We start from the raw sequence: 14,306 nt of genomic DNA, 5'->3' as shown, positions 1-14,306 counted from the left end.
CTATTCCGAAAAAACTTCAACTTATGCGAGAAGATGTTAAGCATTTTATTTTACCCAAAAAAAGAAAACACCGAACGTTTTCACGTTCAGTGCTCTATATTCCATCTAGATATCCGTTAAGATATAAACCTAAAATCTCTTAACCGAACGGCATTGACCTCGCAAGGTAGGTTTTTTCATATTAGTCATATCTAAAAATCTTTATTTACTTGTTTTTATTGATCTTTATAAATGCTTTCTTCATTACACCCTTCAAAATCCATCTTAGTACTCAATAAATCATTCCTAAAAAATTATCACTTCTATATTAATTTAATCATATTTAGGTATTTTTTGGCGATTTAATGATCTAGATCATATTTAATGCCGTATCATCTGCTTCCTTTTTGAGCATTTTAGTTAAATGCATATTTTTATTGAGATATGCAAAGGTAAGTAATGAATAAAGTAAATAAAGCATTTTCCAGTGTTCTCGTATTATTGTTTGTTGAGTCAATAGGACTTGCATTCATCTATGGAACTTTTATTGAAGCAATATTAATAGGTTTACCAGCGATGCTAATGCCGTTATGGCTAATGCAAAGTGCACCTAACGCAACACTAACAAAACATGCTTCTGCATTAGCGGCGATGATTTTTGCTTGTTTACATATACATCAAATGAATGGCTTGATAGAAGCCCACTTTGAAATATTTATATTAATGGCCATTCTAATTATTTTTAGCGACTGGAAAGTCTTCATTTCAGCTGCTTTGCTAATTGCGGTGCACCATCTCTCTTTCTATTTTATGCAAGTGAATGGATCTGGCGTCTATATTTTTGATTTGGATAGATTGTATTTTTCGACTGTGATTATTCACGCTATCTATGCTGTAGTAGAGGCGATTATTGCGGGGTATATTGCAAAAATATTATATGACGATAGCCAAGTGGGTAAAGAGTTAGCACGAGTCACAAAAATATTAACAGAGAATGAAGATTCACTGGATTTAAAAGTGCGTGTTAATGCTAATGGTAATCTTGTGTTGAGTGGTTTTAATGAACTTTTAACTGTGCTCGATAATGTCGTGGCAGGTGTTAAAAATCAAACTAATGATTTTATTGTTAACGCTAATAATTTGGTTTCAGCAAAGACTGAACTTGAAATATCTGCAAATTATAGACAAGCAGAAACGGAAAATATTGCTTCTTCCGTTGAAGAAATGTCGGTAACAGTCGCTTCAATCGCAAAAGATACCAATGAATTAAGCCTCAAAATGAGAGATGCTACGTCTTCAACGCAAAAAGCCAATCAATACATTGAAGAAATAAATCTGAAAAATGATCAATTGACTGGTGCATTGAATAAAACTAGTACTGAAATAACAGCGTTAGCTAATGCCAGTGACGTGATTGCCAAGGTTTTATCTGAAATAACCAGTATTGCAGATCAAACTAACTTATTAGCGCTTAATGCTGCGATAGAAGCCGCTAGAGCCGGCGAACAAGGCCGTGGGTTTGCCGTGGTAGCAGACGAAGTAAGGGCGCTTGCTAATCGAACCAAAGACAGTACAAAACAAGTCAATGAAACATTAGTGCAGCTTGTGAATCATTCGCAATCATCTACTCAATCAATGGTTCAATGTATTGATGCCGTTGATATTGTTATTTCTGTCGCAGGCCAAGCGAATAAAGAAATCATTAATGCTTCAGCGCTAGTGTCATTATCTAGCGATATAGCGCATTCAGTTGCATCGGCTGTTGAAGAGCAATCAGTAGCGACCAATGATATTGCACAAAGCACAGAGAAAGTGAGCTCATTAAGTAAGGATGATACTAAAAAAGTGGATATGCTTGCGCAAGAAGCAGATAAGATCTCTCATTCAGTAACCTTATTAGAATCAAGCATTGCAAGATTCAAATAAAAAAGTAACACGCGTTCACTATACTGTTTTTATTTTGTGGCTTGTGCTTACTGTTACTGCGGCTATTTATTTTATTAGTAGCCGTTTAGTCAGTTACGATCCAGAAGAAAAGCTAACAGGTCAAAATAGTGTTTTTGTGATGCAGGAGTTGAGAAAAATAGGGCAACTTAACAATGTCGATCTAAGTGATACGATCATTCATTTCACTAGTGACCATTGTTCTTGTACACAATATTCTGAAGCACATAAAAAAGAGATTAATGAACAAGCGGGGTTAACGGGTTTTAAGGTTATTAATGTCAATTTACCAGCAAACCTCTCAACTATTATCCCTTCAACACCTTCCATAATGATTGTGAGTGATACACAAGATTTACTCTATTTGGGTCCTTATTCAATTGGTTTAGCCTGTACTGAATCTAACGGATATGTTGAAACAGTGATGAACAATTATGCCAAAGGTTATCGTTCGGATTTAATCTTAAGTGACGCATCGGGTTGTTATTGTAACTTGTGATGGTATTTGAAAGACTTTATAAGTTAAGAAGTTAAGAAGTTAAGAAGTTAAGAAGTTAAGACTTTATAAGTTAAAAAGCCTCAATTTTATTAAAATTGAGGCTTTTTGTTTATTATCGATTTAACTCGATAATAACTTTATACATTAAGCAAGTTAAATGGCCTACTCTGCAACACAACCTTCAGAACTTGTTGAGTTAATGTAAGTGATATCACCGTCTGCATCATATTCAGATGCGATAATATTACCTTGTGATACAAAGAAAGCTTGCAATGCATCAGCATCAACAGTACCTTCGTCGATCACTTCTAATTCAGGGTAACCATCACCACCTGCTGCATTAAAGCTTGGGATAGAGAAAGTGTATTCATCTGTTTCAGAGAAGTCTTTGTCACCAATACTAATGATATCTACAGACCCAGCGGTACAATTTACATCCATTACCACATCAGTGATTTGCGCGTAAGCACCTGCACCTTGTGTGAACGTTGCGACAGTACCTAAGTAATCTTTAACTTCTGCACCGGTCATGGTTGCTAATGTCACTGTATTACCAAAGGGTTGTACAGTTAATACGTCGCGGTAAGTAATATCGCCTTCAGCAATAGATGCACGTACGCCACCAGAGTTCATTACACCAAAGTCAGCATTAACACGGTCACTTTGTGCGATAGCAATTAAACGACCCATGTTAGTTTGCGAACTACGAACATCGTCTCGTTCACCATTTAGATCGCCAGTTAACGTTGCTAGAGTTTCATCTAAGCTGTCTTCACCTTGCTCTTGGTAAAATGCTAGCTCTGTTAATAGAGATGGATCTGGCGTGATTTCGTCTTGAATAAATACTAGTTCAGTTGTTGCTTCACCCTCTTCATCAAGTACAGGTTCACCATTCTCATCAAGTATTATGACTTCTTCTTTTAAGTTAACTGGAATTAATGCATAGCTATCTAACGTTAATTCACCATTTTCGTATGTGAAGTCAGCACGACCAACGTATTTACCCCATTCATGAGCTTGCATGATGTAAGTGCCATTTTGTTGATCAGGTACACAAGCATTACCTGGATTAAAGTCAGCGTAAGCAGTATTATCGCCAGGCTCCATACATACAGGATTTTGAGAGTGACCACCGATAATAGCGTCAAGTTGTCCATCAGATAATGAACGCGCTAGTGCAACATCACCTGGCGCATTACTACCATTTGCTGCATCTGCATAGTGACCCATGTGTGTTACGGCCATTACGATATCAGCACCATCAGCTCTAAGTTCATTGATTAATGCCGGCGCTTCATCTTGAGGATCAGTAAAGGTTAGATCTCCAATAAATTCTGGGTTTGATAGTTTCGCTGTGTCATCTGTCGTGAAACCAATTAAGGCTAAACTAACACCATTAATATCAAATGTTTTAGAAGGAGCAAAATAGCGACTGCCATCTGCATTATAAATATTGGCAGAAAGCATTGGGAAGTTAGCTAAATCTCTTTGCATTTCTAATGTCTGTAACGGGTTATCAAATTCATGGTTCCCGACAGCCATTGCATCGTATGCAATTCTATTCATACCGATAAAATCAGGTATCGCATCTTGTAAGTCAGATTCTGGTACACCTGTATTAACGTCGCCACCTGATAATACTAATGCAACACCACCTTCCGCTTCTACTTCTGCACGGATTGTGTCGATTAACGTTTTACGGGCTGCCATACCGTACTCGCCGTCATCATTTTGCCAAAAACGACCGTGGTTATCATTAGTGTGTAATATCGTAAATGTTACTTTTTCTTGGACTTCTATGTCCGTACTGTCAGTGCTATCACTATTACATCCAGATAAAATGCCTGCTGCTAGTAAGGCACAAGTAATACCGTTTACTTTTTTGTTTAACATTGTTTTCCCTTATGTTTTTAATATGCTTTTATTATTTTATAGTTATTAATTCTTATTTACTTCGATTTTATTAAATTAGATAGTGTTATCTCGCGAGATGAATTTACACACGCAAGATGACAGGTTAGTTAAAATCCAACATTAAAGATAAAATTTAATAATATTAGCGTTATCGAAGCTGACCGAGTAGTCAACTACTTAAAATAAACTACCTTCAGTTGCTTAAATTTGCATTATTTATTTTAGTTTTTTATTCATTTTTACCTTTTATAGGTATTTTTGAGCTAATTAGAGTAATTAACAACGTTAATCATTTTTTGTCATTGATAAGAAGGTATCGACATGAATAAGTTCAATCTAGAAATGTTAATCAGTAAGTTTCCGTTATTAAATGATTTAATTAACCTGAAAGAAATCAATTGGTTTAATCCAAAGGTGACCAGTTTAGTTGAAGGTTTACCTTATGTTGGATTGGGTGCAAGTGATATCAAAAGCGCGAGTGATAGGCTTAATCGATTTGCTGCTTATCTAGCAATCGCATTTCCTGAAACCGCTGCATCTAATGGGATTATTGAATCAGATGTTATTTACATTCCTAAAATGAAAGCCAAATTAGAGCAAGAATATGGGGCTATTATTCAAGGCCAATTGATGTTGAAAAAAGACAGTCACTTGCCTATATCAGGTTCAATTAAAGCGCGTGGTGGTATTTATGAAGTACTCACTCACGCTGAAAAGTTAGCAATAAAAGCAGGATTATTAAAAGAGTCAGATGATTACAGTAAGCTCAGTCAAAATGAGTTTAAAGAATTCTTCAGCCAATATCGCATTGCTGTAGGCTCGACGGGTAATTTAGGCATGTCCATTGGCATCATGAGTGCTCAATTAGGCTTTTCAGTGTCTGTCCATATGTCAGCTGATGCACGCCAATGGAAAAAAGATAAGCTTCGTGCCCATGGTGTGAATGTAGTGGAATATCAACAAGATTATGGTGTTGCCGTTGAACAAGGGCGTAAAGAAGCAGAAAGCGATGCTAATTGTTTCTTTATTGACGATGAAAATTCACAAACACTGTTCCTTGGTTACGCTGTCGCTGGCGAACGTTTAAAGCAACAGTTTGAGGATATGGAGGTTCTCGTTGATTCGCAGCATCCGTTATTTGTTTATTTACCTTGTGGTGTCGGTGGTGGACCCGGCGGAGTTGCTTTTGGTTTGAAAATGGCTTTTGGTGATAACGTGCATTGTATCTTTGCAGAACCGACACACTCACCTTGTATGATATTAGGTGTACATACTGGATTACAAGATGCTATTTCAGTGCAAGATATTGGAATAGATAATATTACCGCTGCAGATGGACTGGCGGTAGGGCGTGCTTCTGGTTTTGTTGGCAGAGCAATGCAGCGATTATTAGATGGTTATTACACTATTTCAGATCAGCGTATGTATCGTCACTTAGGTGATATGAACCAATTAGAAAATATTCAATTAGAGCCTTCAGCATTAGCTGGCGTGATTGGACCGATTATCGTTACACAAAATAAAGAATATAAACAGCGTCTTGGTTTTGATGACGTCAAAATGAGAAATGTCACCCATCTTGTCTGGGCTACTGGCGGTGGCATGGTGCCACAAAAAGAGATGGCATCGTATCTTGCAAAGTCTGCTTTATAGCTAAAGCCTTATCGCTTTTATGTTATGTTTAATATGAGTAAGGATATTCCTCTTGCTCATACCCCTCAATTTTAATTCCTTTGTAAAATGAATAGAAAAGGATGAATATCTATTCTTATTCATTCGACGATCACACTAAATCTATTGATTACTAACGCATTATTTATTAATGAATTAATCAGTCGGTTTGGTACCACATAAGGTTTATTAAAATGACTCATTTATTCCATCGTCACTGCCATGCTGAACTTCCTATTGTCTCTTCAGGTGATGGCATCTATTTATTTGATACAGAAGGTAAAAAATATTTGGATGGTTGCGGTGGGGCTGCGGTGTCTAATTTAGGTCACAGCCATGCAGCGGTTAAAAAAGCCATTATTGAGCAAGTTGAAGCTATTCCTTTCGCTCATACTGGATTTTTTACTAACCAGCCAAGTGAGGAACTCGCAACGTTACTAACAGACTTAGCGCCTGATAATCTTGATCATGTTTATTTTGTGAGTGGTGGGTCTGAAGCGGTGGAGTCTGCCTTGAAGATGGCGCGTCAGTATTTTGTTGAAATAGGTAAACCACAAAAAACGCAATTCATTGCGAGACGTCAAAGTTACCACGGTAATACGTTAGGTGCGCTTGCAGTTGGTGGTAATGAATGGAGAAAAGAAAATTTTAGGCCTTTATTGGCAGAAGTTGAGCATATCTCTCCTTGTTATGCCTATCGCGACCAACGAGAAAATGAAACTGAATTAGCCTATTCATATCGTGTTGCCGATGAGCTAGAAAGTAAAATATTAGCAATGGGTGCTGAAAATGTGATGGCATTTGTTGCTGAGCCTGTTGTTGGCGCAACAGCTGGCGCACTACCTGCTACAGCCGGTTATTTTAAACGTATTCGCGAGATCTGCGATAAATATGATGTCTTGTTAATTCTTGATGAAGTGATGTGTGGCATTGGCCGTACGGGGACTTTTTACGCCTTTGAGCAAGATGATATTGTGCCAGACCTAGTAACGATTGCGAAAGGACTTGGCGCAGGTTACCAGCCAATTGGTGCCGTTGTGGTGAGCAATAAAATTTACGATGCAATGGCCAATGGTAGTGGTTTCTTTCAGCATGGGCATACTTTTATGGCACATCCAGTTGCTTGTGCTTCTGCGTTAGCCACCATTAAAACGATTCTCTCAGAAAATCTATTAGAGAAAGTGGTTAGCCAAGGCGAGAAGCTACAACGTAAATTAAAAGAAGCTTTATTGCCTTTAGATTATGTCGGTGATGTAAGAGGGAGAGGGTTATTTATTGGTGTTGAATTAGTGGCAGATAAATTAACTAAAACACCTTTACCAGCGACCACTGAAGCCAATAAAGTAGTTAAGCAGCTAGCCATGAAAAATGGATTAATGTGTTATCCAATGGCGGGCACCATTAATGGCCGAGAAGGGCATCATATATTACTTGCTCCGCCGTTTATTATTAATGATGAACAATTAGATGAGTTAGTGAGTAAATTAAAAATGTCTTTAATTGAAGCTGCAAATGGTTGGACAAAATAATGGCAGAACGACAAAAATCAGATGCAACACTAGATGTAGACCTGCATGAGAACAGCCAGAAATCTGCGATCATAGTCGCTCCCAATGGCGCAAGAAAAACACAATTAGATCACCCCGCTTTGCCTGTGACTATTGAAGAGATCGTTAATGATGTCATTGCTTGTAGAGATGCTGGTGCAGCAATGGTTCATCTACATGCAAGAGATAGAAATGGCTTACATTCTCTCGAAATTGATGACAATTTATCAACCTTCGAAGCGGTTAAAACAGCCGTTGGCGACAGTATTATTGTTCAATTAACAACCGAAGCCGTAGGTCAATATCAACCGCCACATCAGATGCAATTAATTCGTGAAACAGTGCCTGAAGCCGCTTCTTTTGCACTTAAAGAATTGGTGCCTGACGATTCATATTTATCAGTCGCAGAAACGTTTTTTCATTGGGTAAATGACAATGGCATTATTGCGCAATATATTCTTTATTCAGTGGAAGATGTTCAGCGTTACTTTTCATTGATTAAGCAAGGAATATTGCCTAATAAAAATCATCATATTTTATTAGTACTAGGCCGTTACCATAAACAACTGAGATCCACGCCAGCTGATTTAGCGCCATTTCTTAGTGATCAATTGTTAACGGGAAATACACGTTGGACGACCTGTGCTTTTGGCCCTGAAGAACAAAAGTGTTTGATCAGTGCGATGTTAATGGGAGGAGATGTTCGAGTAGGGTTTGAGAATAATCACTTTGATAGTCACGGGCTGATGGCAAAAAGTAATGCTCAACAAGTCTTAGATATTAAAGCGGTAACAGGGTTATTGAATATCAACTTACATAATGCCAAAAGCTTCCGAGAGACTTTGCTTAGTTAATTAGTTAGTTAGTTAGTTAGTTAGTGTGAGCGCAGGTTTATAACCTGCTCTCTTTTTTCTTATCATCTACAAGGGACTTATTGCGCACTGTCATCACCTAAACTTTCTGTTACCCATTTCTTAAACTCATAAATTTTTCTTGAAGATAATCGATAACTAGGCACAAAAACATAATACGCATAATTTGTTTCCATCGACATGTTAAGAGGATTTACCAATTCATTATTTTCTATTAATGTATTAACCATGAAATCGGGTAATAGGGCTAAACCTAACCCACCCTTAGCGGCTTCTAGTGACATATAAAAATGTTCAAACCCTGTGCAACTGTAAATGCTGTTATAGATTAAACCTTGTTGTTTTTTAAATTGCTCCCAGAGTTGCGGACGAGTAATATGAAAAATAGAGGCATGATGCTGAATATCTTCAAGGGTTGTTATCGGGCTTTTTTCAAGTAATTTAGGAGAGGCGACTAAAACGAGTTTTTCTTTTCTTAGCAATGTCGCGTTTTCATAATGTGTCGATGCAGCAAGGCAACGCACTGCGATATCACTTTCTCCATTGGTTTTCTTTATAATGCCATCGCCGGTTTTTATTCTGACTCGAATATTATTATTCAACTCATAAAATTGTTCGATTTTAGGAATGAGCCATAAGCTTGCAAATGAAGGGGTCACATTCAGCGAAAGCACTTCTTCAACTTGATCTATCAATACTAAACTCTCTGTTGTGTATTGAATAATCTCCAGTGCCTCAACTATTTTAGGTAAATATTGTTCACCTGCACTCGTTAATTCTATTCCATTTAAACGTCTGTTAAAAAGTGGTTGCCCTAATTGCTTTTCTAACGTTGAAATGTTTTTACTGACAGCACCTTGGCTAACAAATAGTGCCTGTGCGGCTTTAGAGAAACTCATATTATCTGCCACTGCAACAAAAGTTCGTAAAGCTTTTATTGATGGTAAATTAGTGTCATTCAGCACTGAGTTTTCTCCTAGAGTTTTTGTATTTAATTGAGCACAGTTAATCTTTTAACCATCGCTTAAGCAAGTTGTATTTATGAAAAATGATGGAAAGATTAAAGGTTTTATTAAGGTAAGTTACTGGGTTTTATTAACGCAAATTATAATGTTTAATTAAGGTTAATATTGTTCGACAGTTTCGATACTCATCAATTAAAATTCTAAACTCTCAAAAATGAAATTAATAGTTAAAAAATATTGTGCTATTTTGTTGCAAAAAAGTAACAAACGCACCAAAAAAATACACGTTAAGTGATTGAATAACAGTCAGTATGTTTGATTTTAAAGCAACGAGATAACTAAGTGTTTGAGAGACCACATATTTTAACTCGCAGGCTTGATTCTTGCTTGTCTATATAGGAAAGTAGCACTGAAATAAAACTTAAAAGGAAGTTAAATATGTTTATTAAAAAATTAGCTATGGCTGCTGCTGTAGGCGCAACGTTAATGACAACATCTGCTTTTGCAGAAACGAAGCACGTTGTTATTGGAACTGGCGGTCAAACTGGTGTTTATTATCAGGTTGGTGGTGCTATTTGTCGTCTAGTTAACAGAGGTACAGCTGAGCACGAAATCAACTGTACACATAAAACAGGTGGTTCAGTTACTAACATCAATGGTCTTAAATCTGGCGATCTAGATATGGGTGTTGCTCAATCAGATTGGCAGTTCCATGCTTACAACGGTACAGCACCTGATCAATTCCCTGATGGCGCATTTAAAGAACTACGCGCTGTTTTCTCAGTACATGCAGAACCGTTTACCGTTGTTGCTCGTAGTGATTCAGGCATTAAAACGTTTGATGATCTAAAAGGCAAAAAAGTAAACGTAGGTAACCCAGGTTCAGGCCAACGTGGCACAATGGAAGTATTGATGGCTAAGATGGGTTGGGAAATGAGCGACTTTGCAGTTGCTTCAGAACTTAAATCATCAGAACAAGCTGCTGCGTTATGTGACGGAAAAGTAGATGCGATTATTTTCACTGCTGGTCATCCTAACGGTTCAATTAAAGAAGCAACAACGTCTTGTGATGCTATCTTAATTCCTGTTGATAATGCAGTTGCTAAAAAACTAGCGGCTGATAACCCATATTACGCAATGACTAGCATTCCTGCTGGCATGTACAATGGTACAGATACAGATACTGCTACTTTTGGTGTTGCTGCAACGTTTGTTAGCTCAACTAAAACAGATGAAGAAACTGTTTACCAAATGGTTAAAGCAGTATTTGAAAACTTTAAGCGTTTCAAAAAAATGCACCCAGCGTTTGCACACCTAAAAGAGATCGATATGATCACGAAAAATCTATCTGCACCTCTTCATGACGGCGCAATTCGTTACTACAAAGAAAAAGGCTGGATGTAATTTCCCAGTAAATTAAATACAGCGGAAGTAGCGATACTTCCGCTGTATTGTTTTGAAGCAAAAATTTTAATAGCACCATTTTCTAATAAAAATATACCCAAGCTACTTTATTTCGAAGTAGTATTCGAAGTAGCTTAGGTATACATATAGACAATCTAAAAGCATCAAACACGCATTACGTAGAGTGATTTAATTTTAAAATCGTAGCTATATGCGTACCAATAGGAAATTTCTGATGACTGAAAAAACGTTAATGAACGACGAGGAACTGCAGGATCTTGTTGCTTCTACCGATACTGGTGGGCGAAATCCAACCAACAATTCAATAGTAAAACTGATGACTGGTGTTGCACTAGTGTGGTCATTGTTTCAAATCTGGATTGCTTCCCCTTTGCCTTTTACATTTGGCTGGGGCGTATTTTCAAGTGGCGAAGCGAGATCGATTCATTTAGGGTTTGCTATCTTCTTAGCTTTTCTTTCTTATCCTGCCTTTAAAGCGTCATCTCGAAATCAAATACCGATGGTCGATTGGGCATTGGCGATTATTGCCTGCCTTTGTGCGCTTTATCCACTGATTGCTGACTCAATGATTGTTGATAGCCTATTTGGCATGCGTTTGAGCGATCGTCCAAGTGCACCCAAACCATTTGATATTGGTGTTGCTATTATTGGTATGTTGACACTTTTAGAAGCAACAAGGCGTGCATTAGGCCTGCCCTTAATGATTGTTGCGATGATATTCCTTGGTTATACATTTCTAGGACCTTATGCACCTGAGCTGATTGCTTGGAAAGGGTCATCATTCGGTGGCGTGATGGATCACCAATGGTTATTTTCTGAAGGTGTATTTGGTATTGCATTAGGCGTTTCAACCGATCTAGTGTTCTTATTTGTATTATTTGGTGCATTATTAGACCGCGCTGGTGCAGGTAATTACTTTATTAAAGTTGCCTTTTCTTTGATGGGGCATCTTCGTGGTGGCCCAGCAAAAGCAGCGGTGGTTGCGTCGGGTATGACAGGGCTTATTTCAGGGTCGTCTATTGCCAATGTAGTAACAACAGGTACGTTTACTATTCCAATGATGAAACGTGTTGGATTCTCTGCCGAAAAAGCAGGGGCGGTTGAAGTTGCTTCATCGGTAAATGGCCAAATTATGCCACCAGTAATGGGAGCAGCCGCTTTCTTAATGGTGGAATACGTTAATATCCCTTACTTTGATGTTGTAAAGCATGCCTTCTTACCTGCGATTATTTCTTATATTGCGTTAGTTTATATCGTGCATTTAGAAGCGGTTAAACTGAATATGCAAGGTCTAACGCGCGAAGACACAGGCAAAACAGCGAAAGACGTATTGATTTCATGGGCGATGACATTGTTGCCTATTATTGCACTGGCTGGTGGCGCTTTTTATCTTTCAGAGCTTTATGACGCGTTAGCAACACCTGCAGCAAGACTGGGTAGTGTGTTGGTAGTCATTGCCATTCAATACTTTATTTTGAAAAGTTTGAAAGCCAAAGCAAGCAAAGACAAGCTAGCTAAAACCATCTCTACCGGTGCAATCGTGTTGGGTAATATGGTCATTGGTGCCTTTGGTTTATTCTTTTTAATTAGCATATTAAAATCTTTTGTTGCACCTGACTTTATGTTTTGGACTGTCGCTGCATTGGTGCTTGTCACTTATGTCGTGTTAGCGAAAATCAGTTCTGCTTATCCAGATCTCGTGATGGATGATCCAAACTCTCCAGTATTAAGCCTGCCAGAAGTTGGACCAACGGTTAAATCAGGTTTGCACTTCTTATTACCTGTTGTTGTGTTGATCTGGTGTCTAATGATCGAGCGTAAATCGCCAGGGCTCTCAGCCTTTTATGCAACAGCATTGATGTTATTTATTCTATTAACACAGCGTCATCTATTTGCATTTTTCCGTAAAAAATCAACATCAGGCATGGTTAAACAAGGTTTTAGTGAGCTAGTAGACGGTTTAATTACTGGTGCAAGAAACATGATTGGTATTGCAATCGCAACGGCTGCTGCAGGTATTATTGTTGGTGCTGTGTCGCAAACAGGTATTGGCCTGAAGTTAGCTGCTCTGGTTGAGTTTCTCTCCATGGGCCATATTATGTTGATGCTGTTATGGACTGGCATCCTTAGTTTAATTCTAGGTATGGGTTTACCAACAACGGCTAACTATATTGTTGTATCTTCTTTATTAGCGCCGGTTATTGTTAGTTTAGCGCAACAAAATGGCTTAATAGTGCCGCTTATTGCAGTGCACATGTTTGTGTTCTATTTCGGTATTATGGCGGATGTAACACCGCCGGTGGGCTTAGCTTCCTTTGCGGCGGCCGCCGTCTCTGGTGGCGATCCAATTAAGACTGGCTTTATTGCCTTCTTTTATTCATTAAGGACCGCATTACTGCCTTTCTTGTTCATCTTTAATACAGACTTGTTATTAATGGATGTGACCTTTATGGAGGGGATCGCAATATTTATTATCGCCACCATGGCAATGTTGATATTTACAGCCGGAACCCAAGGTTACTTTGTTGCTAAATCAAAACTATGGGAGTCTTTTGCGTTATTAATTATTGCATTCACTCTATTCCGTCCTGGATTCTGGTTAGATTACGTTATTCCACCTTATGATGAACGACCTGGTACTGAGCTTGTGAACGTTATGTCAGAAGTAGAGCCAGGTACTGAACTTCGTATTTTAGTGAACGGTCAAAATGACGTTGGTGACCCAGTCACATTAACTATGTTGATGGAAGTAGGCGAAGGCGCAACAGGTGAAGAACGCGTCGAAAACTATGGCTTAGAGTTACTTCCTCAGAGCGATGGTTCAATCATGGTCGATGGTATTGGCTTTGATAGTACGGCTGAGAAAGTTGGCTTTGACTTCGACCAAATTATTGTAGATGTAGGTGTGCCTGTAGTACGACCTGCTAAACAATGGTTCTTTATACCTGCATTATTATTGCTTGCTCTGATTATTCGACTACAACGTCGACGTCGTGACAAGGATGATCCTGCATTAGGCAATACAGATAAAGGTACTAGCCAAACCGTTAGCGCATAAAGCATTAGGTTAATATAAGCACTCGTCATCAATTTTTCGATGACGGATGCTTATATTGATTATGCTATTCATACCCATTAGATTTTCTTCTTTCTGCCTAGAATTATTTCACCGCTTGCTGAATTTTGTACCTTGAATGGTAACGGGTATATACAATCACACTAACCAACATCTTTTAATTAACTCCCCGACAGACGATGACAAGTTAAACATTGTTTTTAAGCTCATTTTGCGTGTAAAGCTAACGTAACAAATATGAGCGTAAAACGTGATTAATTATCCCAATCTGGATAAATAAATGGTCTATTTAAGCATTAGGAAAAATGAATGCTAGCAAGGCGTTGATTGCAGTAACTCGTTATTCTCATTATAAAATCAACAACGAAGTTAGCATTCATTTTAACAAGTATAAATGACTAGATAATTACTTAG

The 14,306-nt window shown here is 38.1% G+C and carries 9 protein-coding genes; 7 read left to right on the top strand and 2 right to left on the bottom strand.

Annotation, left to right across the window (positions count from 1 at the left end; all coding sequences use genetic code 11):
- The first annotated feature begins 438 nt into the window (after positions 1 to 438).
- Together SP041_RS16210 and SP041_RS16205 are read left to right on the top strand one after the other, a co-directional pair.
- Entirely contained in the window at positions 439 to 1,905 is a 1,467-nt protein-coding gene (locus tag SP041_RS16210; protein ID WP_025565913.1) for a methyl-accepting chemotaxis protein, read from the top strand.
- Positions 1,889 to 2,422: a DUF6436 domain-containing protein gene (locus tag SP041_RS16205; RefSeq protein WP_137297928.1), complete on the top strand. Its 534-nt coding sequence runs from the start codon at positions 1,889 to 1,891 to the stop codon at positions 2,420 to 2,422. The genes SP041_RS16210 and SP041_RS16205 overlap by 17 nt, the downstream gene beginning before the upstream one ends.
- 162 nt (positions 2,423 to 2,584) lie before the next feature.
- Here the strand turns inward: SP041_RS16205 and ushA are convergent, their stop codons facing one another.
- Complete coding sequence (gene ushA / locus SP041_RS16200; protein ID WP_025563712.1) at positions 2,585 to 4,315, bottom strand: bifunctional UDP-sugar hydrolase/5'-nucleotidase UshA; 1,731 nt, start codon at positions 4,313 to 4,315, stop codon at positions 2,585 to 2,587.
- A gap of 342 nt (positions 4,316 to 4,657) precedes the next feature.
- On the opposite strand from ushA, the gene SP041_RS16195 reads away from it, so the two are divergent.
- From SP041_RS16195 to SP041_RS16185, 3 genes are all read left to right on the top strand, one after another.
- Entirely contained in the window at positions 4,658 to 5,989 is a 1,332-nt protein-coding gene (locus tag SP041_RS16195; RefSeq protein WP_025563714.1) for a D-serine ammonia-lyase, read from the top strand.
- A gap of 212 nt (positions 5,990 to 6,201) precedes the next feature.
- Complete coding sequence (locus tag SP041_RS16190) at positions 6,202 to 7,536, top strand: aspartate aminotransferase family protein (RefSeq protein ID WP_025563716.1); 1,335 nt, start codon at positions 6,202 to 6,204, stop codon at positions 7,534 to 7,536.
- Positions 7,536 to 8,408 carry a 3-keto-5-aminohexanoate cleavage protein gene (locus SP041_RS16185; protein ID WP_025563718.1) on the top strand — a complete coding sequence of 291 codons (873 nt, stop codon included), beginning with the start codon at positions 7,536 to 7,538 and terminating at the stop codon, positions 8,406 to 8,408. The genes SP041_RS16190 and SP041_RS16185 overlap by 1 nt, the downstream gene beginning before the upstream one ends.
- 77 nt (positions 8,409 to 8,485) lie before the next feature.
- Here SP041_RS16185 and SP041_RS16180 read toward each other — a convergent pair whose 3' ends face one another.
- Positions 8,486 to 9,391, bottom strand: a complete 906-nt coding sequence (locus SP041_RS16180; protein ID WP_025563722.1) for a LysR substrate-binding domain-containing protein — start codon at positions 9,389 to 9,391, stop codon at positions 8,486 to 8,488.
- Positions 9,392 to 9,829: 438 nt separating this feature from the next.
- On the opposite strand from SP041_RS16180, the gene SP041_RS16175 reads away from it, so the two are divergent.
- Entirely contained in the window at positions 9,830 to 10,795 is a 966-nt protein-coding gene (locus SP041_RS16175; RefSeq protein ID WP_025563724.1) for a TAXI family TRAP transporter solute-binding subunit, read from the top strand.
- A 235-nt stretch (positions 10,796 to 11,030) separates the two neighbouring features.
- A complete protein-coding gene (locus tag SP041_RS21070) occupies positions 11,031 to 13,874 on the top strand; it encodes a TRAP transporter permease (protein ID WP_037048532.1) in 2,844 nt (947 codons plus the stop codon).
- Positions 13,875 to 14,306 lie beyond the last annotated feature (432 nt).

The organism is Psychromonas sp. SP041, from assembly GCF_000470315.2.
Taxonomy (GTDB): Bacteria; Pseudomonadota; Gammaproteobacteria; order Enterobacterales; family Psychromonadaceae; genus Psychromonas.
Note: the sequence above shows the minus strand (reverse complement) of the source record. Positions and strands in the feature narration are given on the sequence as shown.

Bases quoted from the DNA above. Each gene is read 5' to 3' on its own strand.
- SP041_RS16195 (WP_025563714.1), top strand. From the start codon at position 4,658: ATGAATAAGTTCAATCTAGAAATGTTAATCAGTAAGTTTCCGTTATTA.
- SP041_RS16190 (WP_025563716.1), top strand. From the start codon at position 6,202: ATGACTCATTTATTCCATCGTCACTGCCATGCTGAACTTCCTATTGTC.
- SP041_RS16175 (WP_025563724.1), top strand. From the start codon at position 9,830: ATGTTTATTAAAAAATTAGCTATGGCTGCTGCTGTAGGCGCAACGTTA.
- ushA (WP_025563712.1), bottom strand. From the start codon at position 4,315: ATGTTAAACAAAAAAGTAAACGGTATTACTTGTGCCTTACTAGCAGCA.
- SP041_RS16185 (WP_025563718.1), top strand. From the start codon at position 7,536: ATGGCAGAACGACAAAAATCAGATGCAACACTAGATGTAGACCTGCAT.
- SP041_RS16210 (WP_025565913.1), top strand. From the start codon at position 439: ATGAATAAAGTAAATAAAGCATTTTCCAGTGTTCTCGTATTATTGTTT.
- SP041_RS21070 (WP_037048532.1), top strand. From the start codon at position 11,031: ATGACTGAAAAAACGTTAATGAACGACGAGGAACTGCAGGATCTTGTT.